The sequence below is a fragment of the Hydrogenophaga sp. BPS33 genome (assembly GCF_009859475.1).
Lineage (GTDB): Bacteria > Pseudomonadota > Gammaproteobacteria > Burkholderiales > Burkholderiaceae_C > Hydrogenophaga.
Genome location: NZ_CP044549.1, coordinates 4377980 through 4402246, shown reverse-complemented (window position 1 = coordinate 4402246; position 24267 = coordinate 4377980). Strand labels below are relative to the sequence as shown.

General features: G+C 66.7%; 22 protein-coding genes and 1 tRNA gene. 14 read left to right on the top strand and 9 right to left on the bottom strand.

Annotated features, from left to right (window positions below):
- Positions 1–27 precede the first annotated feature (27 nt).
- Complete coding sequence (locus tag F9K07_RS20455; protein ID WP_159595176.1) at positions 28–996, top strand: Bug family tripartite tricarboxylate transporter substrate binding protein; 969 nt, start codon at positions 28–30, stop codon at positions 994–996.
- A 95-nt stretch (positions 997–1091) separates the two neighbouring features.
- Here F9K07_RS20455 and F9K07_RS20450 read toward each other — a convergent pair whose 3' ends face one another.
- On the bottom strand, positions 1092–2063 hold the full coding sequence (locus F9K07_RS20450; protein ID WP_159595175.1) for a Bug family tripartite tricarboxylate transporter substrate binding protein: 972 nt from the start codon (positions 2061–2063) through the stop codon (positions 1092–1094).
- Positions 2064–2266: 203 nt separating this feature from the next.
- On the opposite strand from F9K07_RS20450, the gene F9K07_RS20445 reads away from it, so the two are divergent.
- From F9K07_RS20445 to F9K07_RS20425, 5 genes are read left to right on the top strand one after another with little or no spacing between them, the layout of a single operon-like run.
- Positions 2267–3082, top strand: coding sequence for an enoyl-CoA hydratase/isomerase family protein (locus F9K07_RS20445; protein WP_159595174.1), 816 nt, complete (start codon positions 2267–2269; stop codon positions 3080–3082).
- A gap of 28 nt (positions 3083–3110) precedes the next feature.
- Positions 3111–4256, top strand: a complete 1146-nt coding sequence (locus F9K07_RS20440) for an acyl-CoA dehydrogenase family protein (protein ID WP_159595173.1) — start codon at positions 3111–3113, stop codon at positions 4254–4256.
- Positions 4257–5357, top strand: coding sequence for an MBL fold metallo-hydrolase (locus F9K07_RS20435; RefSeq protein WP_159595172.1), 1101 nt, complete (start codon positions 4257–4259; stop codon positions 5355–5357).
- A 40-nt stretch (positions 5358–5397) separates the two neighbouring features.
- Positions 5398–7527 carry an acetate--CoA ligase family protein gene (locus tag F9K07_RS20430; RefSeq protein ID WP_159595171.1) on the top strand — a complete coding sequence of 710 codons (2130 nt, stop codon included), beginning with the start codon at positions 5398–5400 and terminating at the stop codon, positions 7525–7527.
- A 39-nt stretch (positions 7528–7566) separates the two neighbouring features.
- Entirely contained in the window at positions 7567–8292 is a 726-nt protein-coding gene (locus tag F9K07_RS20425) for a GntR family transcriptional regulator (protein ID WP_159595170.1), read from the top strand.
- A gap of 10 nt (positions 8293–8302) precedes the next feature.
- Here the strand turns inward: F9K07_RS20425 and F9K07_RS20420 are convergent, their stop codons facing one another.
- The gene (locus F9K07_RS20420; RefSeq protein WP_159595169.1) at positions 8303–10621 is read right to left on the bottom strand and encodes a penicillin-binding protein 1A; all 2319 of its coding nucleotides are present in this window, start codon (positions 10619–10621) and stop codon (positions 8303–8305) included.
- 140 nt (positions 10622–10761) lie between these two features.
- On the opposite strand from F9K07_RS20420, the gene creB reads away from it, so the two are divergent.
- The 3 genes from creB (at position 10762) to creD (ending at position 14335) form a co-directional block, all read left to right on the top strand.
- Positions 10762–11469, top strand: a complete 708-nt coding sequence (creB, locus tag F9K07_RS20415) for a two-component system response regulator CreB (protein WP_159595168.1) — start codon at positions 10762–10764, stop codon at positions 11467–11469.
- Positions 11470–11487: 18 nt separating this feature from the next.
- Positions 11488–12927 carry a two-component system sensor histidine kinase CreC gene (gene creC / locus F9K07_RS20410; protein WP_159595167.1) on the top strand — a complete coding sequence of 480 codons (1440 nt, stop codon included), beginning with the start codon at positions 11488–11490 and terminating at the stop codon, positions 12925–12927.
- Positions 12928–13021: 94 nt separating this feature from the next.
- The gene (gene creD, locus F9K07_RS20405; RefSeq protein ID WP_159595166.1) at positions 13022–14335 is read left to right on the top strand and encodes a cell envelope integrity protein CreD; all 1314 of its coding nucleotides are present in this window, start codon (positions 13022–13024) and stop codon (positions 14333–14335) included.
- A 182-nt stretch (positions 14336–14517) separates the two neighbouring features.
- On the opposite strand, the gene F9K07_RS20400 is transcribed toward creD, so the two are convergent.
- Together F9K07_RS20400 and ftsY are read right to left on the bottom strand one after the other, a co-directional pair.
- Positions 14518–15357: an undecaprenyl-diphosphate phosphatase gene (locus F9K07_RS20400; RefSeq protein ID WP_159595165.1), complete on the bottom strand. Its 840-nt coding sequence runs from the start codon at positions 15355–15357 to the stop codon at positions 14518–14520.
- The gene (ftsY, locus tag F9K07_RS20395; RefSeq protein ID WP_159595164.1) at positions 15354–16409 is read right to left on the bottom strand and encodes a signal recognition particle-docking protein FtsY; all 1056 of its coding nucleotides are present in this window, start codon (positions 16407–16409) and stop codon (positions 15354–15356) included. Before ftsY ends, F9K07_RS20400 begins: the two co-directional genes overlap by 4 nt.
- A 41-nt stretch (positions 16410–16450) precedes the next feature.
- Here ftsY and F9K07_RS20390 point away from each other — a divergent pair, with 41 nt between their 5' ends.
- From F9K07_RS20390 to F9K07_RS20370, 5 genes are read left to right on the top strand one after another with little or no spacing between them, the layout of a single operon-like run.
- On the top strand, positions 16451–17881 hold the full coding sequence (locus tag F9K07_RS20390; RefSeq protein ID WP_159595163.1) for a M16 family metallopeptidase: 1431 nt from the start codon (positions 16451–16453) through the stop codon (positions 17879–17881).
- Positions 17882–17894: 13 nt separating this feature from the next.
- Entirely contained in the window at positions 17895–19253 is a 1359-nt protein-coding gene (locus F9K07_RS20385; protein ID WP_159595162.1) for a M16 family metallopeptidase, read from the top strand.
- Positions 19254–19277: 24 nt separating this feature from the next.
- The gene (gene rsmD / locus F9K07_RS20380; protein ID WP_159595161.1) at positions 19278–19892 is read left to right on the top strand and encodes a 16S rRNA (guanine(966)-N(2))-methyltransferase RsmD; all 615 of its coding nucleotides are present in this window, start codon (positions 19278–19280) and stop codon (positions 19890–19892) included.
- Positions 19893–19928: 36 nt separating this feature from the next.
- Complete coding sequence (coaD, locus tag F9K07_RS20375) at positions 19929–20447, top strand: pantetheine-phosphate adenylyltransferase (protein ID WP_159595160.1); 519 nt, start codon at positions 19929–19931, stop codon at positions 20445–20447.
- A 12-nt stretch (positions 20448–20459) separates the two neighbouring features.
- Positions 20460–20753 carry a YfhL family 4Fe-4S dicluster ferredoxin gene (locus F9K07_RS20370; RefSeq protein WP_159595159.1) on the top strand — a complete coding sequence of 98 codons (294 nt, stop codon included), beginning with the start codon at positions 20460–20462 and terminating at the stop codon, positions 20751–20753.
- Here F9K07_RS20370 and pth read toward each other — a convergent pair.
- The 5 genes from pth to F9K07_RS20345 all read right to left on the bottom strand — a co-directional run bounded on the left by pth (position 20708) and on the right by F9K07_RS20345 (position 24267).
- Complete coding sequence (gene pth, locus F9K07_RS20365) at positions 20708–21361, bottom strand: aminoacyl-tRNA hydrolase (RefSeq protein ID WP_159595158.1); 654 nt, start codon at positions 21359–21361, stop codon at positions 20708–20710. The two genes, F9K07_RS20370 and pth, sit on opposite strands and share 46 nt — an antisense overlap.
- Before the next feature lie 69 nt (positions 21362–21430).
- A complete protein-coding gene (locus tag F9K07_RS20360) occupies positions 21431–22060 on the bottom strand; it encodes a 50S ribosomal protein L25/general stress protein Ctc (RefSeq protein WP_159595157.1) in 630 nt (209 codons plus the stop codon).
- 89 nt (positions 22061–22149) lie between these two features.
- Positions 22150–23124 carry a ribose-phosphate pyrophosphokinase gene (locus tag F9K07_RS20355; RefSeq protein ID WP_159595156.1) on the bottom strand — a complete coding sequence of 325 codons (975 nt, stop codon included), beginning with the start codon at positions 23122–23124 and terminating at the stop codon, positions 22150–22152.
- Positions 23125–23220: 96 nt separating this feature from the next.
- Positions 23221–23297: transfer RNA gene (locus tag F9K07_RS20350), tRNA-Gln, on the bottom strand.
- Between the two features lie 91 nt (positions 23298–23388).
- The gene (locus F9K07_RS20345; RefSeq protein ID WP_159597025.1) at positions 23389–24267 is read right to left on the bottom strand and encodes a 4-(cytidine 5'-diphospho)-2-C-methyl-D-erythritol kinase; all 879 of its coding nucleotides are present in this window, start codon (positions 24265–24267) and stop codon (positions 23389–23391) included.

The window sequence follows — 24267 nt, the reverse complement described above, 5'->3', positions numbered from 1 at the left end:
CTTTCGACAACGACCCAGGAGACAACCATGCAAAGACGCCACGTGATTCAAACCCTGGCCGCCGGCGCGCTCGCGCCCGGGTGGGCCTGGTCCCAGGCCTATCCAGCGCGGCCGATCCGCCTGATCAACCCGTTTGCGGCCGGCGGCGCGCTCGACCAGCTCGCGCGCCTGCTGGGGCAACACATCAGCGAGCAGCTCGGCCAACCGGTGGTGGTCGAAAACAAGACCGGCGCCAGCGGCAACATCGGTGCGGAATTCGTGGCGCGCAGCGCGCCCGATGGCTACACGCTGGTGATGGGCTCCAGTGCCACACACGGCATTGCACCCAGCATGTACGGCCCGCGCTTGCCCTTCGACGCCTTGAAGGACTTCAGCGCCGTGTCGGCCACGGTGGTGCAGAAGAACGTGTTGGTGGTGAACCCCACGGTGGCCGCGCGCAACGTGCAGGAGCTGATCGCCCTGGCGCGCGCCCAGCCTGGCAAGTTGTCGTACGGCTCTTCGGGCGCGGGCACCTCGCAGCACCTGAGCGGCGAGCTGTTCAAGCAACTCGCCAAGGTGGACATGATCCACGTGCCCTACAAAGGCAGTGCGCCGGCCATGCAGGATCTGCTCGGTGGGCAGCTGACCATGATGTTCACCGACATCCCGACCGCGGCGCCCTACGTTCGTTCCGGCAAGCTGCACGCGCTGGGTTTGACCGCTGCGCAACCGTCGCCGGCCTTGCCCGATGTGGTGCCCCTGGCGCAACAGGGGCTGCCGCAGTTCGACCTCAAGGCCTGGTACGGCGTGCTGGCGCCGGCCAAGACGCCGGACGCCATCGTCAAGCGGCTCAACGCCAGCGTCCTGGCCTACCTCTCGGATCCGGGCTCGCGCGACAAGTTGCTGGCCATGGGCATGGAACCGTTGCCCTTGAGCGCGGAGCAATCGTCGGCCTTCATCGCCGATGAGTTGAAGAAGTGGACCGAGGTGGTGCGGGTGACGGGCGCGACGATCTGAAGGGTACACCCCCTGCGCCGCTGACGCGGCTTCCCCCTCTCTGGCGCGCCTGAGGCGCTTGGAGGGGGGCGAACGCCCCCTCACCGATGCCGGCCTTACTCCGGCTTCAATCCCGCCGCCTTCACCATATCCCCGGTGGCGCGCACTTCTTCCTGGATCACGGCGGCGAACTCGTCCGGGCTGCGCGTGGGCACGCCGTAGCCGCGCTTGACCATGTCCTCGCGGAACTCCGGCTGGTTGAGCACCGTGAGGATGTCCTTGTGGATCTTCGCCACCACCTCCTTGGGTGTGCCACGCGGTGCAAACACACCGTGCCAGGTGGCCACGCGGAAGTAGGGGTAGCCCGATTCGGCAGACACCGGCACGTCGGGGTGCAGCGGGTCGCGCTTGTCGGCGTTGTAGTTGAGCACCTTGGTCTTGCCCGAGCGAATGGCCGCGTCCCCCGAGCCACGGCCGGTCAAGGTGAGCATGGTCTCGCCCGCCATCACCGACGTGAGCGCAGGTCCCAGGCCCTTGTAGGGCACGTGCGTGATCTGGATGCCTTCGCGTTTGTTGAACAGCTCCATCAACAGGTGGGGCTGCGAACCGATGCCGTAGGAGGCGTAGGTCACGCTGCCCGGGTCCTTCCTCGCTTGCGCCACCAGTTCCTTCAGGTTCTTGGCCGCCAGCGATTGGTGGGCCAGCAAGACCATGTCGATGTCGGCCAGCTGCGCCACCGGCACCAGGTCTTTGTCGGGATCGTAAGGCAGCGATTTGAAGAGGAAACGGTTGCCCACGATGGCGCCGTTGGTGGTGACCAGCAGCGTGTGCGCATCGGGCTGCGAGCGTGCCACGCGCTGCGTGCCAATGATCGAACTCGCGCCGCTCACGTTCTCGACCACGATCGACTGGCTCCACAAGGTCGAGAGGTTCTGCGCCAGCTTGCGCGCCAGGATGTCGGTGCCCCCACCCACGGCCAGCGGCACGACGAAGGTGACGGCTTTGTTGGGGAAAGCCACGTCGCTGTGCGCGAACGGACTGGCGGCCAGCGCGGCCAGCGAAGCGAGAAAGACAAGACGGCGGTTCATCACAACTCCTCAGTGGATAGGGTCGAGAACACCCGCGATGCACCGCAGGTTCTTCGGATCGGGTTTGAGATGCACATGTGCTGGTGCGGACAATATTCCCGGGTCGTGGGCGTGTCAATGCGATTTCGCCTAGCGTATTCACCTATAAGTCTGACGATTTTGAAGATTGAGATTTTGTCTGGATTGATTTATTGTCCGGACATATGAAATCGAACACACGACCCGACATGGCGATCACCGACCTGCTGTACGGGGTCGAGAACGCGGTGGCGTGGATCACCTTCAACCGGCCTGCGCGGCGCCATGCGCTGGGCGACACCACCACGCGCCAACTCGTGTGCTTGTGTCAACGCGCGGCGCACGACCCGGCGGTGAAGGTGGTGGTTATCCAGGGGCAGGGTGACGCCTTCTGCGCGGGTGGCGACATGGAAGACACCTTTCAGCGCGGTGCATCGATGGACGCCCGGCAGTGGAGCGACCGCATCCGCGAGGGGCCGAACGCCTTGGCGCTGGCGATCCAGACGATGGGCAAGCCGGTGATCGCCTCGGTCAACGGCCTGGCCGTGGGCGGTGGGGCCACGATCGCGCTGGCGTGCGACCTGCGCATCGCCTCGGACGGTGCGCGCTTCGGCTTTCCCTTCGCGCGCCTTGGCATCACACCCGAGTTCGGTTGCTCCTACCTGTTGCAGCGGGTGGTGGGCGTGGGCCGGGCGATGGAGTGGTTGCTGCTCGGTGAATTCATCGACGCGGCGACGGCGTTGCAGCACGGCCTGGTGAACCGCGTGGTCGAGCACGCAGCGCTGGCCAGCGCGACGCGGCAGTGGGCCGATCACCTGGCCTCGTTGCCCGCGCCGGCCGTCGCGCGCCTCAAGCACCTGATGCACTTCGCGCGCCAGCACGATCTGGCGGCCACGCTCGAGCAGGAAGCCCTCGCGCTGGGCGAATCGTTCACCTCGATCGAGCACCGCGCTGCGGTCGAGCAGTTCTTGCAGCGCAAGGCCACGGCCTCGAAGGCCTGAGGCCCCGTCAACCAGGAGACACCCCACCATGGATTTCGGCTTCACCCCAGACCAGCAACTGTTTCGCGAATCGGTGCGCCGCTTCATGGCCAAGGAATGCACGCGCGAGTACATCCGCGCCTGCAGCGACAACGACCGCTTCCCGCACGAGCTGTACGCCAACATGGCGCGGCAAGGCTGGATGGGGATTCCATTTCCCGAACAGTACGGCGGCGCCGGCCTGGGGCCGATGGAGCTCGCCATATTTCTGGAAGAGGCGGGCTATGGCTGGTACGGCGCTGGCACGGCCTACTTCACGACCGTGGTGCTGGGCGCCTACAACATCCTCACCTATGGCACCGAGGCGCAGAAGCAGGAGTTCCTGCCCAAAGTGATCGCGGGCGAGACCAAACTGGCCTTCGCGCTCAGCGAGCCCAATGTGGGGTCGGATGCGGCCGCGGTCGAGCTGTTCGCGCAGGAGCAGGGCGACCACTTCGTGCTCAACGGCCAGAAGATGTTTACCACCAACGCCCACGTGGCGAACCAGATCGTGGTGGTCACGCGCACCCTGCGCAAACCCGAGAAGAAGCACCACGGCATCACCATTTTTCTCGTGGACGCGGACGCGCCCGGCATCGAGATCCGCCCGCTCAAACAGATGGGTCGCTCAGCGACGCACACCAACGAGGTGTTCTTCCGCGACGTGAAGGTACCGCGCACCCGCATGATGGGCCAGCTGCACGAGGGCTGGGCCAACCTGAACAGCGGCCTGGGCATGGAGCGCCTGAGCGTGGCCATGATGTACGCGGGCACCTCGCAGGCCATGATCGACTATGTGATGAACTACGCGAAGCAGCGCCGCCAGTTCGGGCAGTCCATCTCCAAGTTCCAGGCGGTGCAGCACAAGCTGGCCGACATGCAGATCAAGACCGACGTGGCGCGCCTGCTCGGCTACCGCGTGGCGTGGATGCTGGAGCAAGGCTTGCCGTGCTTCAAGGAAATGTCCATGGCCAAACTCTGGGCCAGTGAAGCCATGTTCGAGATCGCCAACCACGGGGTGCAGATCATGGGGGGCTATGGCGTGCTCAAGGAGTACGACATGGAGCTGTTCTTCCGCGACTCGCGCATCGGCATGATCGGCGCGGGCGCGTCGGAGATCCAGCGCACCATCATTGCCAAACAGATGGGGCTCTGAATGCAGCCGCTGCACGACGCGCCGTCCCCCACGCGGCCCACGCCCTCGCCCATCGGACCCTGGCTGTGGACGCGGCGCGACGCGCTGCCACCGTTGCGGTACCACGCGGCGCGCATCGAAATCGGCGTGCCGCACGAGATCGCCGAGGGTGTGTTTCTGCTGCGCTTGCCACTGCCATTTGCGCTCAAGCACATCAATGTGTATCTGTTGCCCGAGGCCGACGGCTGGTCGGTGGTCGACACCGGCATCGACACCGAGGCCAGCCGTGCCGTGTGGGAGCGGGTTTTCCAGCACCCGCGGTTTGCCGGCCGCACGCTGCGCCGCATCGTGGTCACGCACCACCACCCGGACCACATCGGTCTGGCCGGCTGGTTGGCCGAGCGCTGTGGCGCGCCGGTGCTCATGACGCGCGGTGAACTTGAGGTGGCGGGCCGCTATGCCGACCCCGCACGCGACGTGGTGGCCGAGCGCACACCGCTGTGGAACGAACACGGCCTGCCCGCCGACGTGGCACAGGGCCTGTACCGGCACATGCCGCGCTATGGTGTGCAGGTGTGCGCCTTGCCCGCGCAGGTGGCGGACATCGATCCCACGCGCCCCCTGGCATTGGGCGAGCGCTGGTGGACGCCGGTGATCGGCCAGGGCCATTCGCCCGACCATCTGAGCCTGTTGCGTGACGACGGCCAGGTGCTGATCGGCGGCGACCAGGTGTTGCCCGAGATCACGCCCAACATCGCCGTGTGGCCGGGCGGCGACCAGAACCCATTGCGGTCGTACCTCGCCTCGTTGCAGCGCTTCGAAGGCTTTGACGCGTCCACGCTGTTGCTTCCCTCGCACCGGCAACCCGCCTATGGCATTGCCACCCGGGTCGACGAGATTCGCGCGCATCACGAAGAGCGCCTGCTCACGCTGCTGCAAGCCTGCGAGCGCCCGATGACGGGCTACGAGTTTCTGCCCACGCTGTTCGGCCGCGCCTTGCGCCACGAGGAAATCGGCTTCGGTCTGGGCGAGGCCATCGCGCACCTGAACTTTCTGGAGGACGAGGGGCTGCTCGCGTCCTCGCTGGACTCCCACGGCTGCCGCCGCTTCATGCGCACCTGAGTGCGTCCTCCCGTTTCACCCGAGCGCCTACCACCCCACCATGAACACCTTCACCGACCACGCCATGCTGGCGTCTGCCGCAGGCAGACTGTCTTCCCTGTTTCATCCCCGGTCGATCGCCTTCATCGGCGCCTCGGAGCGCCCCAATACCCCAGCCTCGCGCGGGTTGCGCAACTGCCTGCGCCACGGTTTTGCGGGCGGGCTCTATCCCATCAACCCCAAGTACCCCACGCTGTTCGGCGTGCGCTGCTACGCCTCATTGGCCGAGCTGCCCGAAGTGCCCGAGCTCGTCATGATCGCGCTCAGCGCCGAGATGAGCCTGAACGCCGTGGCCGACTGCAAGGCCGCCGGTGTGAAAGCCGTCGTGGTGTGCAGCGCGGGTTGGGAAGAGCAAGGACCCGAAGGCGTGGAGCGCGCGGAGCGCTTGAAGGCCCTGCTGGCCGACACGCCCATGCGCATGCTCGGCCCGAACTGTCTGGGCGCGGGCAACCCGGCCGCCGGCTTGTGCCTGGGCTACAACAGCAGCTTCGAATCCATGGCGCACGCGCGCACCGGCCGTGTCGGCCTGGTCACGCAGAGCGGCGCCATGATGGGCGGTCTGCTGCTCAACGGCGAAGACGCCGGTGCCGACGTGGGGCTCTATGCGCACGTGGGCAATGCCATGGACATCGGCATGGAAGAGACCGTCGAGTACATGCTGGACGACCCGCAGATCGACGTGGTGGCGCTGATGGTCGAAGGCTTGCGACAGCCCCAGCGGTTCGTGCAAGCCGCGCGGCGCGCCCAGGCATTGGGCAAACCCCTGGTCGTGTTCAAGGCCGGGGCGTCCGAGCTGGGGCAGCAGGCGGTGATGTCGCACACCGGCGCACTGGCCGGGTCGGACGCGATCTTCTCCACCGTCTGCCGCGAGCACGGCGTGTTGCGCGTGCAGGAGAGCGAAGACCTGTTGCCCTCGGCCGCGATGCTGGCGCAATGGAAACACAAGCGGCCGGTGGGGCAGGGTGGGTTGCTGGTGTTCACGCTCTCCGGCGGCGCAGCGTCCATCCTGGCCGATGAATGCGCGGATGCCGGCGTGCCGTTGCCCGCGCTGTCCGCGACCACACTCGCCAGGCTTGAGGCGATCCTGCCGTCGTACGTGAAAGCGTCCAACCCGCTGGACGTGGGCGGCGCGGTGTTCAGCGACCCCGAGCTGCCGCGCCATGCCTTGGCCATCGCGCTGGAAGACGACGCGGTCGATGCGGTGCTGTGGGTCGGCGTGGGCGCACCGCGCGACGAGCGCTCCCAGCTCTGGCTCAACCAGGCGCTGGACGTGCTGGGACAGAGCGACAAGCCGGGCATGGTCATCCCGGTGTCGGGCTATGTGCAGGAGCCGGGCTTCGAGCGCGCGCGTGGCCTGGGTCTGCCGGTGGCGCGCAGCCTGCGTGCGGCGGCCCGCATGATCGGGCAGGCGCGAGCGGTGCAGCAACCGGTGCTGCCCGCCGGGATGGCTGGCGAGGGCATGCCGCCGCTGCCCGCGCCAGGCGGTCTGGTGGACGAGGTGCAGTCCAAGGCACTGCTCAAGGCCTTGGGGCTGCGCGTGCCTGAGTCGCGGGTGGTGCGGGCGGTGAGCGAGGTGGCGGCCGCGGCGCAGCAGCTGTCGGGCGCAGTGGTGGTCAAAGGCATGGCGCGCAGCATTGCACACAAGAGCGAACACGGCTTGGTGGCGCTGAACCTGGGCACGCCGCAGGCCGCCGAGGCCGCCGCCCAGGCCATGTGCCAGCGTGCACCCGAGCTGGACTTTCAAGGCTTTCTGGTTGAGCAGATGGCACCGCGCGGCGTGGAGGTGGCGCTTGGCATCCAGCGCGACCCGGCCTTCGGGCCCATGCTCATGTTCGGGCTGGGCGGTGTGGCGGTGGAACTGTTCAAGGACGTGGCCTTTGGCGCCTGCCCGCTCAGCCCGGAGCGCGCACGCGCGCTGATCGGCATGACGCGTGCGGCCGCCCTGTTGCGCGGTTTTCGCGGGCAGCCGCCGGCCGATGAAGACGCTCTCGTCGAGGCAATGGTGCGCCTCTCGCAGTTCGCCGCGCACCATGCCGGGCGCCTGGCGGAGATGGACATCAACCCTGTTATCGTCTTGCCCCAAGGCCAGGGCGTGATCGCTCTGGATGCCATCATGGCCTGCGATGCTTAGCCGGAGAACGCAGAGCGCAACAACCGATTGAGGGTGAGATTGGGCAAGCCTATTTACGTTGAGCTGGCGGAAACCTTGCAGCAGCAGATCGCATCGGGTCAATACCCTGTTGGCTCCACCTTGCCACCGGAAGTCATGCTCTGCGAGATCCACGGCGTGAGCCGTTTCACCGCCCGTGCCGCGCTGGCCGCTCTGCAGCGGCAAGGCTACGTCACGCGGCGCCCGCGCATCGGCAGCGTGGTGCAGGCCAAGAACCCGCAGCGCTCGTACCTGGTGCAGACCGACAGCGCAGGCGACGTGCTGCGCTTCTCGTCCATCTCCGAACTGCACCACGTGAGCACCGAAGACGTGGTGGCCGACGCCGCACTCGCGGCCGACCTGGGCTGTGAGGTGGGCGAGCCCTGGATCAAGGTCGCCACCTACCGCGACTCGCCAGAGACCAAGCAGGCCGCCTCCTGGACCGACTTCTACCTGCGCCCCGAGCACCGCAGCCTGGTGCCGCTGATCGGGCACAAGCGCGGCTCGGTGTGGCAGTTCATGAACGAACTGCAGCAGCGCCCGATCGAGTGCATCGAGCAGACGGTGGAGGCTTGCAAGATCCCGAAGGCGGTGGCCGAGGTGCTGGGTGTGCCGCCCAAGAGCCCGGCGCTGCGCGCGATCTACCGGCTCTACAGTGACGGCGACGAAGGCCGTTTCTATGTGGCCATTGGCTTGTACCCCGAAGGCCGCTTTCGTCTCACGCACACCATGCGGCGCGACAGGTAAGCATGTCTATCTAGCGCTCGCCCCGCAACCAGGCGCCAAACGAATTGAACACCTTGCCGATCTCGGCGCCGACGTTGGTCTGGTACTGCACACCCGCGCTGTCCGAAATCGCCGACACCCAGCCGCCGTCACGCCATTCGGCATACAGCCAGTCGTCACCTTCGCGCACCAGGCCATCCGGTGGCGCGGGCGTTTGCGCCACCGGCACGCCCTTGAGCGCGGCGCCCATGTAGTCGATCCAGATCGGCAGCGCGATGCGGCCACCCGACTCGCCACCACCCAGGCTGCGCGGCTTGTCGTAGCCCACCCACACCGCGGCCGCCAACGAGGGCTGGTAGCCGGCGAACCAGGCGTCCACCGCGTCGTTGGTGGTGCCGGTCTTGCCATAGATGTCCGGGCGCTTGAGCAAGGCCTGCGCGCGCGCCGCGGTGCCCGAGCGCGTGACGTCGTTGAGCAGGCTGCCGAGCACGAAGGCGTTGCGCGCGGGAATCGCGCGCGACTCTTCGCTCAGGGGGGCAGCAGGCGGCGCCTCGAACAGCACCTTGCCTTGCGCATCGGTGATCTTCTCAATGACCACCGGCGCCACCTGCCAGCCTCCATTGGCCACCGTGGCATAGGCCTGCGCCATCTGCAGGGGGGTGACGCTGCCCGTGCCCAGAGCGAGCGAAAGATCATCGGGCTGGCGCGCCGGGTCGAGACCGAAGCGTGCGGTCCAGTCGCGGGCCGCTCGGGTGCCGGTGTGCTGCAGCACACGCACGCTGGCCAAGTTGCTCGATTTCATGAGCGCGTGGCGCAGGGTGATCGGGCCTTCGTATTGCCCATTGCTGTTGGTGGGACTCCAGCCATTGGCGGCGGTGAAGGGCAGGTCGTCGACCAGGGTGGCAGGCATCACGCGCGCTTCCAGCGCGGCCGAGTACAGCAAGGGCTTGAGGGCGGAGCCGGGCTGGCGCCATCCCTGCGTGACGTGGTTGAACGGCTGCTTGGCGAAATCGAAGCCGCCGACCAGTGCGCGCACGCGGCCCGTCTGCGGATCGAGCGACACCATGGCCGCTTCGATCTCGGGCCATTGGGAAATGGCCCACACGTCGCTCTTCTTGTCTTTGGTCTTGCCGGTGGTGACCACGCGCACGATCGAGCCACGCACGATCTTCACCGGGGTTTTGGCCTTCGCATCGAGCGCGCGTTGCACCCACTGCAGGCCGGCGCCCTGCACGGTCACACGTTCGCCACTGGCCAGCTGCACCTGCACCGCCTTGGGGCTGGCGGAGAGCACGATGCCCACGCGCAGGTCCTCGTCGTCGCGGTGGTCCTTCAGGGCTTCGGCGGCCGCGCGTTCGAGTTCCGCACCGTTGTCCGAAGGCAGCGTTTCCAGATCCTCGGGGCCGCGCCAGGCGCCACGGCGGTCGAGCGCGAGCACGCCCTTTTGCACCGCGTTGTGCGCGGCGCGCTGGTCCGCTGCGCGCAAGGATGTGGTCACGCGGATGCCCGATGAATAGGCCTCCGTGCCGAAGCGCTCCACCACCGCCAGGCGCGCCATTTCGGCCACGTGGGCCGCGTGCACGCTGCGCGAGCCGGGGGCGCGGATCACGAGCTTTTCGGCGCGTGCGGTGGCCAGTTGCTGGTCGTTGATGGCCTCGGTGGCGCGCATGCGATCGAGCACCACGCGCTGGCGTTGCGTGGCACGTTCGAAGTTGGCCACCGGGTTGGCGTAATAGGGGTTCTGCGGCAGCCCCGCGAGCATCGCGGTCTCGGCCAACGAGAGCTTGTCCAGCGGTTTGCCGAAGTAGATCTGCGAAGCCGCTGCAAAGCCGTATGCGCGCTGGCCCAGGAAGATCTCGTTCATGTAGATCTCCAGGATGCGGTCCTTGGAGATCTCGTCTTCGAGCTTGAGCGCCAGCCAGATTTCCTTGGCCTTGCGTTCGGCCGAGAACTGGTGCGTGAGCAGCATGGTGCGCACCAACTGCTGGGTGATGGTCGATGCGCCTTGGCGGCGCCCGCCGGTGATGGCCGCGACCACCGCGCGCGCCATGCCCTTGGGGTCCACGCCCGAGTGTTCGCGAAAGCGCGCGTCTTCCACCGCCAGCACGGCTTGCTGCATCTGTTTCGGGATGCGCGAGATTGGCATGTATTCGCGCCGCTCGGTGCCGAACTGGGCGATCTCCACGCCGTCGGCGGTGAAGACCTGCAGCGGCAGTTTGGGCTGGTAGTGGACGATGCGCTCGAGCGACGGCATGTCGAACGTGGACGCGGGCACCGGGAGCGCAACGACCACGGCGGCGGTCACTGCCAGGGCAAGCGCCGTGCGGCGCAGGATGGGCTTTTGAAGCATGGGGCTGGATTATCCCGCGCCCGTGTGAAGCGAAAGTGTGCTCAGGCGTCGTGCAGGTAACCAGCTGTGACGGCGCGCAGGCCCCTTTCTCCAGGAGCGCGAAGGTAAGATGACCGCCCCATCCGTCCCTCCAGACCCCCATGCGCAAGCGCATCCTGCTGCTCGAAGACGAACAGGCCATTGCCGACACGCTGCTCTATGCGCTGCAAAGCGAGGGCTTCGAGGTGCGGCACGTGGCGCTGGCCCGCCAGGCGCTCGAAGCCTTTCAGGACAACCCGCCCGATCTGGCCATCCTCGACGTGGGCCTGCCCGATGGCAACGGCTTCGAGGTGTGCCGCACCATGCGCAGGACCAGTGAACTGCCCATCGTCTTCCTGACCGCGCGCAGCGAAGAGATCGACCGCGTGCTCGGTCTGGAGCTGGGTGCGGACGATTACGTGGTCAAGCCGTTTTCGCCCCGGGAGGTATGCGCCCGCGTACGCGCGATCCTGCGCCGCAGTGCGGCTGCCATGTCCACGGCACCGTTCCCGGTCCTGACCACCGCAGCCGAAGCATCTGATGGGCTCATCCTGGACGAGGCGGCGCAACGCTTTCGCGTCGGAAATGCGTTGCTGCCGCTCACACGTTACGAATATCTGTTGCTCGCTACGCTGATGCGCCGGCCCGAGCGCATTTTTTCGCGCACCGAACTCATGGACCTGGTGTGGGGCGACGCGCCGCACACCGCCGATCGCACCGTCGACGCGCATGTGAAGCTGCTGCGTGCCAAGCTGCGCGAACACGGTGTGAAGACCGAGGTGATCCAGACCCATCGGCACATGGGCTATTCCCTGCGCCTGGCGGGCTAGTGTGAACAGGCTCTAACCATGCGCATCGGCCTGCGACTGCTGCTGGGCTTTTTCCTGGTGCTGGGCCTGGCCCTGTTCGTCGTGCTGCGGGTGCTGCTCGACGAGGTCAAGCCCGGCACCCGTCTGGCCATGGAAGACAGCCTGGTGGATGCGGCCTACACCCTGGCTTTGCTGGCCACGCCCGACATGAAAGCCGGTGCGATCGCCAACGGCAGCTTCGCCCAGTCCTTGCAAGGCCTGAACGATGCCCAGCCGGGCGCGAACATCTCGGGTTTTCGCAAGGACGGCGTGGACTACCGAATCGTGGTGGCCGACGCCCAGGGCATCGTGCGCTACGACTCCCGGCACGAAGCCGTGGGGCAGGACTTCTCGCGCTGGAACGACGTGGCCCGCACGCTGCGCGGCGAATACGGCGCACGCTCCAGCCCGGCCAGTCCCTACGCGCCCGACAGCACCGTGATGCACGTGGCCGCGCCGATCCGCGATGGCGATCGCGTCATCGGTGTCTTGAGCGTCTCGCGGCCCAATGCGCGCCTGGAGCCGTACATCCAGCGCAGCGAAACGCGCATCCTGCGCTGGTCCTGGGTGCTGCTGGGCCTGTCGCTCGGTATCGGCGTGCTGTTCAGTTGGTGGATCGCCAGTTCGCTGTCGCGCTTGCGCGGTTATGCCAACGCGGTGGCCCGCGGTGAACGCGTGCCCTTGCCGGTGCTCGGGCGCATGAGCGGCAGCACCGAATTCAGCGAGCTGGCCCAGGCGCTGGAGCGCATGCGCGTGCAGCTCGAAGACAAGGCCTATGTCGAGCGCTACGTGCACACGCTCACGCACGAACTCAAGAGCCCGCTGGCGGCCATCCGCGGCGCCTCGGAGCTGTTGCAGGAAGAGATGCCGGCGCAGGACCGGCAACGCTTCGCCGGCAACATCCAGCGCCAGGCCGAGCGCCTGCACCAGTTGGTGGACAAGTTGCTCAACCTCGCCCATGTCGAGCAAATGCAGGGCCTGGTCACGCGCGAGCCTGTGAATCTGAGCGCGCTCACGCGCGAACTGCTGCAGCGCCTGGAGCCGCGCCTGCGCCTGAAATCGCTGCGTGTGCGCGACGCACTGGGCGAGGGCCAGACCGTGCAGGGCGATCCGTTTCTGATCGGCCAGGCCTTGCAGAACCTGCTGGACAACGCGATCGATTTTTCACCGCCGCACGGTGAGTTGGAGGTCGGCTTGCGCCGCGATGGCGCGTGGCTCGAGTGGTCGGTGCGCGACCAGGGCAGCGGCATTCCCGACTACGCGCGCGAACGCATCTTCGAGCGCTTCTACTCGTTGCCGCGCGGTGAAGGGCAGGACAAGGGTTCGGGCCTGGGGCTGTGTCTGGTGCAGGAGGTGAGCCAGCTCCATGGCGGTGAGTTGCGAGTAGAAAACGTGAGCGAGTCTCGCGGCTGCCTGGCGCGCTGGCGCCTGCCCGCCTGAGCATTTCACGCCCGTTTCACAAAACACCGCGGCGGCGCACGCCCGCTGCACAGGGCACACGCAGACTGACCCCGTTCTCACAACGGAGCCTGCCTTGAACAAATATCCCCTGCTCAGCAAAGTAATGGTCATCGGCCTCTTGATGCTTTTGCTGTCGATCCCGCTGCTGATGGTGCGCGGTGCCATCGAGGAACGCAGCATGAACCGCGAGGCCGCCACCCAGGACGTGGCGCGCGCCCACGCCGGCGAACAGACCCTCACCGGTCCGGTGCTGTACGTGCCATACACCGAAACCTTTTTGCGCAAGGTCGTGCTAGACGGTGGCCAGACGCGCGAAGAACTGGTGACGCAGTCGCACGTCGCGATCCGCTTTCCCAGCGTGATGGAGACGCGCAGCCGCCTGCAGACCGAGACGCGCTGGCGCGGCGTGTTCCCGGTCAAGGTCTTCACCAGCGTCAACGAAAGCACGGGCCAGTTCGTCTGGAGCGACGTGGAGCCCAAGGAAAAGAACAGCCAGATCACACTGGGCCAACCGAGCCTGCTGCTGGGCGTGAGCGATCTGCGCGGCCTGTTGAACGCGCCGCAGCTCAAGGTGGAGGGCCGCGCGATCGCGGTGGCGCCGGCCCGCGCGGCGCAGCGCCTTCCCTTGCCTCTGGTGGCGCCGTTGAACCTTGCGCAGTTGCGCGCGGGCGCGGTCCTGCCGTTTTCGCTGCAGCTCGAACTGGCCGGCACGGGCCGCATCGGCTGGGTGCCCCTGGCCGACGAGAACCGCGTGCACCTGCAGTCGAGCTGGCCGCACCCGAGCTTCGGGGGTGACTTTCTGCCGCGCACGCGATCCGTGAGCGCGCAGGGCTTCGAGGCCTCCTGGAGCGTGCCGTCCCTGTCGACGCAGGCGCAGCGGCAGTTCGCGCAGACCGGCGAACGGCCCGAGACGCCCGAAAGCTTCTCGGTGTCGCTGGACGATCCGGTCGACGTCTACCGCCTGACCGATCGCGCCACCAAGTACGGCGCGATGTTCATCCTGCTCACGTTCGCCGCCTTCTTCGTGCTGGAGATGGTCAAGCGCTGGCGCATCCACCCGATGCAGTACCTCATGATTGGCGCGGCGCTGGTGCTGTTCTTCCTGCTGTTGCTGTCGATCGCCGAGCACCTGGGCTTCCTGCCGGCCTACCTGTCGGCCAGCGCCGCCTGCATCGGGTTGCTGGCGCACTACCTGCGGCACGTGCTGGGCGGATGGAAGCCGGGCCTGCTCATGAGCGGCCTGCTGGTGGCCTTGTACGGCGTGCTCTACGGCATCCTGATGTCGGAGGACAACGCCTTGATGATGGGCTCGCTGCTGCTCTTCGGCGTGCTCGCATCGATCATGGTCGCCACGCGCAAGGTCGACTGGTATAGCGTGATGAAGTGAACACCCCCCTGCGCCGCTGACGCGGCTTCCCCCCTCTCTAGCGCGCCTTCGGCGCTTGGAGGGGGGACGGCATCTTGGGCCGGCGCAGCCGTCCCTCGATGCCTCTGGATGGGGCATGCCCGCCGGAGAGAGCGGGGCATTTCGGTGGCGCAGCCGTCCCTCGATGCCTCTGGATGGAGGGCTCAGAGCGCGCTCAGAACACCCCCACCGAGCAAGCCGAAGACCAGCAGGCCCAACAGGATGCGGTAGACCACGAAGACCATGTAGCTGCGTGTGGACACCAGCTTGAGGAACACCACGATCACGCCGTAGCCCACGCCAAAGGCGATCAAGGTGGCCAGGGCGGTGGGCCCGGGGGCGATGGGGCTGCCGTGCTGGATGCTGCGCAGCAACTGGTAGAAGCCCGAGCCCATCACGGCCGGAATGGCGAGCAGGAACGAGTAACGCGCCGCCGCCTCGCGCGTGTAACCCATCATCAACCCTGCGGTGATGGTGCCGCCGGAGCGCGACACGCCGGGGATCAGCGCCATCGCCTGCGCCAGGCCGAACAGCAGGCCGTGGCCCCAGGTGAGCTGGCTCAGCGGGCGCTCGCGCCGGCCGAAGCGGTCGGCCAGGCCCAGGATGACCGCGAACACGATCAGCATGGTGGCGGTGATGTACAGGTTGCGCAGCGAATGTTCGATGGCGTCCTTGAACAGCAGGCCCAGCACCACGATCGGCACCGAGCCGATGATGATCAGCCAGCCCATGCGCGCGTCCGGGTCCTGCCGTTTCGCGGGCTGGGTGAGCGAGGCCCACCAGGCCAGGAAGATGCGCACGATGTCGTGGCGGAAATAAAGCAGCACCGCCGCTTCCGTGCCGATCTGCGTGATGGCGGTGAAGGCCGCGCCCGGGTCACCGCCCGAGGGCAGCAGCGGGCCGATGATGCGCAGGTGGGCGCTGGAGGAGACCGGCAGGAACTCGGTCAGGCCCTGGATCAGGCCGAGAAACGCGGCTTCCAGCCAGAGAGTGGTGGTGTTCATGAGAGCAATGCCTGGGCGAATTCGCGTGCGTCGAAGGTTTCGAGATCTTCGAGCTTTTCGCCCACGCCGATGAAATAGACCGGTACCGGTTTCTCGCGTGCGATGGCGCAGAGCACGCCGCCTTTGGCCGTGCCGTCGAGTTTGGTGATGATGAGGCCGGTGAGCTGCAGCGCGTCGTCGAACGCCTTCACCTGGTTGAGCGCGTTCTGCCCGGTGTTGCCATCGATCACCAGCAGCACTTCGTGCGGCGCGCTGGCCTCGGCCTTTTGCACCACGCGCTTGATCTTGCGCAGCTCTTCCATCAGGTGCAGTTGGGTGGGCAGGCGCCCGGCGGTGTCGACCAGCACCACGTCGCGCCCGCGCGCCTTGCCCGCGGTGACCGCGTCGAAGCTCACGGCCGCAGGGTCGCCGCCTTGCTGGGTGATGATCTCCACCGTGTTGCGGTCGGCCCAGACGGCGAGCTGCTCGCGCGCGGCCGCGCGGAAGGTGTCGGCAGCGGCCAGCAGCACGGTCGCGCCCTCATCGGCCAAGTGGCGTGTCAGTTTGCCGATGGAGGTCGTCTTGCCCGCGCCGTTGACGCCGGCCACCATGACCACGGTGGGTTTGTGCTCGCCGATCACCAGCGGCTTTTGCAGCGGCGCGAGCAGGTCGGTGATGGCATCGGCCAGCAGGCCCTTGACGGCTTTCGGGTCGGTGGTCTTGTTCTCTTTCACGCGGCGCTTGAGGTCGACCAGCAGATCGGTCGTGGCCTTCACGCCCGTGTCGGCCATGAGCAGGGCCGCTTCCAGCTCCTCGTACAGCGCTTCGTCGATCTGCGTGCCGGTGAACACCGTGGCGATGCTGGAGCCGGTCTTGCGCAGGCCGGACTTGAGCTTGTCGAGCCAACCCTTGCGCTCGGGCGGCGCGGCCACGGCCACGGCCACGGCCATCGCAACCGGCGCGGCGACCGTGGGCGGCGTGGGTGCCTCGGGGACGGGAGCAGGGGGCTCGGTCAGATCCGGCGCGGGCTCGGCGGGGGGAGCGGGGGGCTTTTTTCGAAAGAACGAGAACATTTTTCCATCTCTAGAATCCATTGCATTCTATGAAACGCCGCATGCCCTTGATCTCCACACGTCTGCCCGCGCTTCTGATGGCGCTGTGTCTGCTGGCCCCAGGCGCATGGGGGCAGTCCTCACCCCCCGCCAAGGACAACCAGCCCCACAGCTTCATATTGCGCAATGGCATGACGCTCATCGTGCAACCCGACCGGCGGGCTCCGACGGCGGTGCAGATGCTCTGGGTGCGCGTGGGCTCGATGGACGAGGTCGACGGCACCACCGGCGTGGCCCATGCACTCGAACACATGATGTTCAAAGGCACGCCCGACGTGCCGCCCGGTGAGTTCTCGCGCCGTGTGGCCGCGATCGGTGGCATCGACAACGCCTTCACCATGCGCGACGCCACGGCGTACCACACGCAGGTGCCCGTGCGGCGCCTGGAGGCCGTCATGCAGCTCGAGGCCGACCGCTTCGCGCGCAACCAGTGGGCCGACGACGAGTTCAAGCGCGAGATCGAGGTGGTCAAGGAAGAACGGCGCCAACGCACCGAAGAGTCGCCACGCGCGCGCATGTTCGAAGCGCTCAACGCCATGGTGTTCCAGGCCAGCCCGTACCGCCGGCCCAACGTCGGCTGGATGAGCGACCTCGACGCCATGACGCCCGAGGACCTGCGGGCCTTCTACCAACGCTGGTACGTGCCGGCCAACGCCGCGCTGGTGATCGCGGGTGACGTGGACGTGGAGCAGACACGCGCGCTGGCCGAGAAACACTTCGGCTCGATTCCCGCGCGCGCCGTGCCCGCGCGCAAACCGCGCGAAGAGCCGCCCCAGGCCGGGCCGCGCCGCCTGGAATACCGCGCAGTGGCCGACCAGGCGCTGATTGCATTGGCGTACAAGGTGCCCCAGTGGCGTGGCGCCGAGGTCGACAACGACACCGACCGCGATGCACTCGCGTTGACCGTGCTCTCGGCCGTGCTCGATGGCTACGATGGCGCGCGGCTCGACCGTGCCTTGGTGCAGGGCGGGGCGAGCGGCCAACGCATCGCCGACAGCGCGGGCTCCTCGTACGGCCTCATGGGCCGAGGGCCGCAGCTGTTCATGCTGACCGGAGTGCCCGCCGCCGGTGTGACCACCGAAGCGGTAGAGACCGCACTCAAGGCAGAGATCTCGCGCATTGCCCGCGAGGGGATCAGCGAAGCGGAGTTGCGGCGCGTGAAGACGCAGTGGACCGCTGGCGAAATCTACAAGCTCGATTCGCTGGCCTACCAGGCGCGCGAACTCGGCAGCTACTGGATCCAGGGCCTGGGCCTGGACACGGGCGACCGTCTCATCGCACGCTTGCGCGCCGTCACCGCAGCACAGGTGCAATCGGTGGCGCAGCGCTATTTCACCGATGACCAGCTCACCACCGGCGTGCTCGTGCCCGACCCCTCGCGCCGCGAAGCCGCACCGGCCGCTGGCCAGCGCCCCGCGCTCACGCGCCATTGAGCCCACACACGCCATGCTGAATCTGTTCGCCCTGCTCAAACCCCTGGCACGTCCCGCGTTGCTGGCCTGGCCGCTCGCGGCGGTGATGGCCACGGCAGCCCATGCCACCATTCCCATCGAGCGCTGGACGCACGCCAGTGGCGCGCGCGTGCATCTCGTGACCAGTCCATCGATCCCCATGCTCGACGTGCAGATCGATTTCGACGGCGGTCGCCGCCGCGAGACGGCGGACCGGGCAGGGCTGGCCGGTGTCACGGCCGGCTTGCTGTCGGGCGGCGTGGCCGCTCGAAATGGCCAGCCGGCCCTGGACGAAAACCAACTCAGCGAAGCCTGGGCGGACCTCGGCGCGCAATTCGGCGCGCAATCGACCTTGGACCGTTTCAGCCTCAGCCTGCGCAGCCTGACCGAGCCCGATTTGCTGGAGCGCGCGGTGGCGCTGGCCGCTCGCCAGCTCGCCGCGCCGGCCTGGCCCGAGCACGTGTGGCAACGCGACCGCGAGCGCCTGCTGGCCGCACTCAAGGAAGCCGAGAACCGCCCGGGCACCCATGCCAGCCGCGCGTTTTCCAAGGCCGTGTACGGCGCGCATCCCTATGGGCTGCGGCCCGAGGCCAGCACCTACAAAGCCATCTCCGTGGCCGACATGCGCGCCTTCTACCGCCGCCACGCCGCGGCCTGCCGTGCGCAGGTGTCGATGGTGGGCGCCATCGACCGCGCCCAGGCCGACCGCATCGTCGACCAGCTCATGGCGGCGGTGAAGGACCACGGCTGCAGCGCCTTGCCGGCGCTGCCCCTGGTGCAGCCGCTGAAGCAGGCCGTGGACGAACGCCTGCCTTTCGCGGCGGCGCAGGCACAGGTGCTCATCGGCCAACCGGGCGTTCCGCGCACCGACCCCGATTTCCTGGCGCTCTTCGTGGGCAACTACGTGCTTGGTGGCGGCGGCTTCGTCTCGCGACTCATGAACGAGGTGCGCGAGAAGCGTGGCTTGACCTACGGCGTGTCCAGTTATTTCGTGACCGGCCGCCAGGCCGGGTCGTTCCAGATCAGCCTGACCACGCGACCCGATCAGGCCGCGCAGGCGGTCGACGTGGTGCGCGAGGTGGTGCGCGGGTTCGTGGCGCAAGGCCCGACCGAGGCCGAGCTGCAGGCCGCGAAGGATTTCCTCATCAACGGTGAAGCGCTGCGCCTGGACAGCAACCGCAAGCTGCTCGACAACGTCGCCAACATCGCCTGGAACGATCTGCCGCTGGACTATCTGGAGACCTGGACGCAACAGGTGGAGCGCCTGCGCGTCGAGGACATCCGGCGCGCCTTTGCGCGTGTTTTGCAGCCCGAGCGCATGGTCACGGTGGTGGTGGGGGCGAAGCAGCCCTGAGGAACGCGTAAGCTCGCAGCCTCCATGAAGAAGCCAACCCCCAAAGTTCCCCGCACCGCCGCGAACGCCCCGCACGAGGTGCGCATCATCGGCGGCCTCTGGAAGCGCACCAAATTGCCGGTGGCCGACAAATCGGGCCTGCGTCCCACGCCCTCGCGGGTGCGCGAGACGGTGTTCAACTGGTTGGGGCAGGACCTCAGCGGCTGGCGTTGCATCGACGCCTTCGCAGGCACTGGCGCGCTCGGACTGGAAGCTGCCTCGCGCGGCGCGACGGAGGTGGTACTGGTGGAGCAGGACAGCGCCTTGCTGGCCAACCTCGGCCGCATCACCACCCAGCTCAAGGCCTCGGGTGTGCGCGTGGAGCGTGGCGACGGGGTGGCCGCATTGCGCCAGCGCAGCGGGCAGGGGGTGGACGCGGTGTTTCTCGACCCGCCTTTCGGCGATGGCCAGAACGAAGCCTTGTACATGGCCGCGCTGGCCGCCGCGCGGCAGGCGGTGCGCCGCGATGGCTGGATCTACCTGGAAGCCCCGCGCACCTGGAGCGAGGACGAGTTGGCCCAGATGGGCCTGCAGATCCACCGCCAAGGCAAAGCCGGCGCGGTGGCCTTTCATCTGTTGCGGCCATTGCCCGCGCAGTGAGGCGGGGCGAGGGGCCCCTCGCGCATAATCGCCGGCATGAGTTCAGCCCTTGCTTCAACCGGTGGCAACGGCCGCGTGGCGGTCTACAGCGGCACCTTCGATCCCATCACCCTGGGCCATGAGGACGTGGCGCGCCGCGCCTCGCAGCTGTTCGAAGACGTGATCATCGCGGTGGCTATCGCGCACCACAAGAAGACCCGATTCACGCTGCAGGAGCGTCTGGACATGGCAGCCGTTGCCGCCTCGCGCATGCCCGGGCGGGTGCGCGTGCTGCCGTTCGACGGCCTCATCATGGATTTCTGCCGCCAGCACAACGCCACTGCGGTCGTGCGTGGCATCCGCAACCTCACCGACTTCGATTACGAAGCCCAGATGGCCGCGATGAACCGCAAGCTGAACCCCGCGGTGGAAACGGTGTTCTTGCTGCCGCAAGCGGATCTGCAGTGCATCTCCAGCACGCTGGTGCGCGAAATCTCGCAGCTCGGCGGGGACATCTCGCAGATGGTGAGTGCGTCTGTGGCGCAGAACCTCAAGCCACGGCCCGTGCAGGCCTAGGGAGCGGTTGCCGTGGCGCTGCTGATCACCGACGAATGCATCAACTGCGATGTGTGCGAGCCCGAGTGCCCGAACCAGGCCATTCACATGGGCGAAGCGTTCTACGAAATCGACCCCTCGCGTTGCACCGAATGCGTGGGGCATTTCGACGAGCCGCAGTGCGTGCAGGTCTGCCCGGTGGAATGCATTCCGGTCGATCCGAACCACATCGAATCGCGAGAGACGTTGTGGCAGAAGTACCAGCGCCTGCAGAGCGCGGGTCAGCCCTTGTCGTCGGCGGATGGCGCCGAGCCGCCTGCGGCCTGAGGGTCGGCCGCAGGCCGGGGTGGTTTGGGCCGCGGGAGCTTGCTGGTGTGGATCAGCGCGGTGGCCTTGTCCATCTCGCCTGCGATCAGATTCGGCAGCGCCTTGAGAGACCGGTCCAGCGCTTGCGCGATCGCGATGCGGTCGTCGGGTGAGGGTTTTTTCAACACCCAGTTGGCCACTTCGTTCTTGTTGCCGGGGTGGCCAATGCCCACGCGCAGACGCCAATAGTCCGGGCTGCCCAGTTGCGCATGGATATCGCGCAGACCGTTGTGGCCCGCGTGGCCGCCACCCTTCTTGAGTTTGACCTCGCCGGGGGGCAGGTCCAGTTCGTCGTGCACCACCAGCATCTCTTCGGGTGCGATCTTGAAGAAGCGGGCGATCGAGCCCACCGCTTTGCCCGACAGGTTCATGTAGGTCTGCGGCTCCACCAACCAGACGCTCTGGCCCGCGACGTTGGCGCGTGCGACCAGACCGAAGTGGGCGCGCTCCATCTGCAGCGACACCTTGAGCAGGCGCGCGGCCTCGTCCACCCACCAGAAGCCGGCGTTGTGGCGCGTGTGTTCGTATTCGGGGCCGGGATTGCCCAGGCCTGCGATGAGTCGGATCATGGTCGGGATTATCGAGGCGAAAACAAAAAGGCCCGCGTGAGCGGGCCCTTCTGGCGAGGCAGCAAAGAATTACTTCTTGCCCTTCTTGCCCTTCTTGTCGTCGGCAGGCGCAGCAGCCACTGGAGCGGCCACCACTTCTTCCACCGGCTCGACCACGGTGGCCACGGTGATGTTCTTGCGGCCATGCGTCACGAGCTTGACGCCCTTGGCCAGCTTGATATCGCCAGTGTGCACGGTTGCACCCTTGACGACTTCGCCCAGATCCACTTCGATGAACTCGGGCAACTGGGTGGCCAGGCATTCGATTTCGATGTCGTTGAGCACGTGGCTGATCACGCACTTGTCGGTCTTCACCGCAGGCGAGTTCTCGGCGTTCACGAAGTGCAGGGGCACCTTCTTGCGCAGGCGGGTCTTCTCGTCCACGCGCTGGAAGTCCACGTGCAGCACTTGCGGCTTGTACGGGTGGTATTGCACATCGCGCAGCAGAACCTTGTGCACCTTGCCGGCGAGTTCCATGTCGAGGATGGACGAGTGGAACGCTTCCTTCTTCAGGGCGTGCCACAGGGCGTTGTGATCGAGTTCGATCGTGTCGGCCGGCTTCTCACCGCCGAAGACGATACCGGGCGCGCGACCGGTGTTGCGCAGACGGCGGCTCGCACCCGTACCCTGCTTGGCGCGCTCAAAAGCGACAAATTGCATGACTTACTCCTGATGAGGGGTTCCGCGACCAGAACGCCTCGGTTTGAAAAGAGCTGCCCCCACCATGGAGGCCGCCCACGCTTTGCTGCCTAGAAAAGGTTGTCCTGATCGGCAAACAAACTCATGACCGACTCACCCGAGGCAATGCGCGCGATGGTCTCGGCCATCAGCGGCGCCACGGAGAGTTGGCGGATCTTGGTGCAGGCCTGCGCGGCCTGCGAAAGAGGAATGGTGTTGGTCACGACCACCTCGTCCAGGGCCGAGCCCTTGGCGATGCGTTCGATGGCCGGGCCCGAGAAGATCGGGTGCGTGCAATAGGCGTACACGTTCTTGGCGCCACGCTCCTTGAGCACCTCGGCGGCTTTCACCAGCGTGCCTGCGGTGTCGATCATGTCGTCCATGATCACGCAGTTGCGCCCTTCGATGTCGCCGATCACGTGCATCACTTCCGACACGTTGGCCTTCGGACGGCGCTTGTCGATGATGGCCATGTCGCAGTTGAGCTGCTTGGCCAGCGCACGGGCACGCACCACACCGCCCACGTCGGGCGAGACGATCAGCACATCGGGGTAGTTCTTCTGGCGCAGGTCGCCCAGCAAGACGGGCGAGGCGTAGATGTTGTCGACCGGAATGTCGAAGAAGCCCTGGATCTGGTCGGCGTGCAGGTCCATGGTCAGCACGCGGCTCACGCCCACGGTCTGCAGCAGGTTGGCCACGACCTTGGCCGAGATCGGCACGCGCGCCGAACGCGGGCGGCGGTCCTGGCGGGCATAACCGAAGTAGGGAATGACGGCGGAGATGCGTTCGGCCGAAGCGCGCTTGAGCGCGTCGACCATGATGAGCAGCTCCATCAGGTTTTCGTTGGTCGGCGCGCAGGTGGACTGGATCACGAACACATGGCGTGCGCGCACGTTCTGTGTGATCTCGACCGTGACTTCACCGTCAGAAAAACGACCCACATTGGCCGCGCCGAGTTGCGTGCCCAGGTGTTGGGCGATTTCGGAGGCCAGCACCGGATTGGCGTTGCCGGTGAAGATCATGAAATCCGGGGGCTGAACTTGCATGGCGTTCCCAGCGATCTGAACGTTGACCCCGGAGGATCGTCATGAAAAAAGGCCATCCGGGGATGGCCGTTCCAGTACACCTTGTGTGTAAACGGGTGGCAGGGGAAGAAGGATTCGAACCTTCGCATGCTGGAATCAAAATCCAGTGCCTTAACCAACTTGGCGACTCCCCTACGCAGGAGGCCTGTTCGGCTCACGCCCAACAAACCACCACAAAAACGTCGCAGGTTGCGCAACCACTGCCTGGGCTGTGCGTCTCGGATTCTAACCGGTGCACCAGTCGAGCAATGGATGTGCATCCATGTTGCCGCATTCTCGAACCGTCCAGTCGCCAGGGGCGTCTGTCAAGTCCATCGCATGCGGCAATTGCGCAAACACCGCGGTTCCCGAGCCGGTCATGCGCCCTTGCAAACCATGGCTCTGGAGCCACTGAATGCAACGCCCTATATCGGGGCACAGCGCCTGCGCGACGGGTTGAAGGTCGTTGTGTCCGGCCGCCAGAACTTTCTGGAGATCGATCACTGCGTCTTCACACGTATCGTTTGCAGCAAAGCCTCGGATTGTAGCAGTTCTTGAATCGCGTTTTAGCTCCGTCGAGCCAAAGATGCGCTGCGTCGACGCGCCGGTGGGCGGTTTGACCACGACGAAGCGGGCCGCAGGAATGGCCACAGGTGTGAGCTGCTCGCCCACGCCTTCGACCCAGGCATTGCGTCCGCCGATGAAAAACGGCACGTCGGCGCCCAGTTGCAGTCCTATCGAGGCCAATTGAGACCGTGCCAGTCCGAGGCCCCAGAGGCGGTTGAGCGCGATCAGCGTACTGGCGGCGTCCGAGGAGCCGCCGCCCATGCCGGCCTCAGCCGGCAGGCGTTTTTCCAGTCCGATGTGCACGCCATGGCGGCAGCCTGTGGCTTGTTGGAGTGCCCGGGCGGCGCGCACGCACAGGTCCTGCGTGGGCAGATCACCGCCCGTGAGGTCTTCGCGGCTGATGTCGCTGTCTGGGCGCAGTTCGAAATGCAAGTGGTCGCACCAGTCCACCAGCATGAAGATCGATTGCAGCAGGTGGTAGCCGTCGGCTCGGCGCCCGGTGATGTGCAGGAACAGATTGAGTTTGGCTGGGGCGGGTACGTCCAGCAGCCGCTTCAA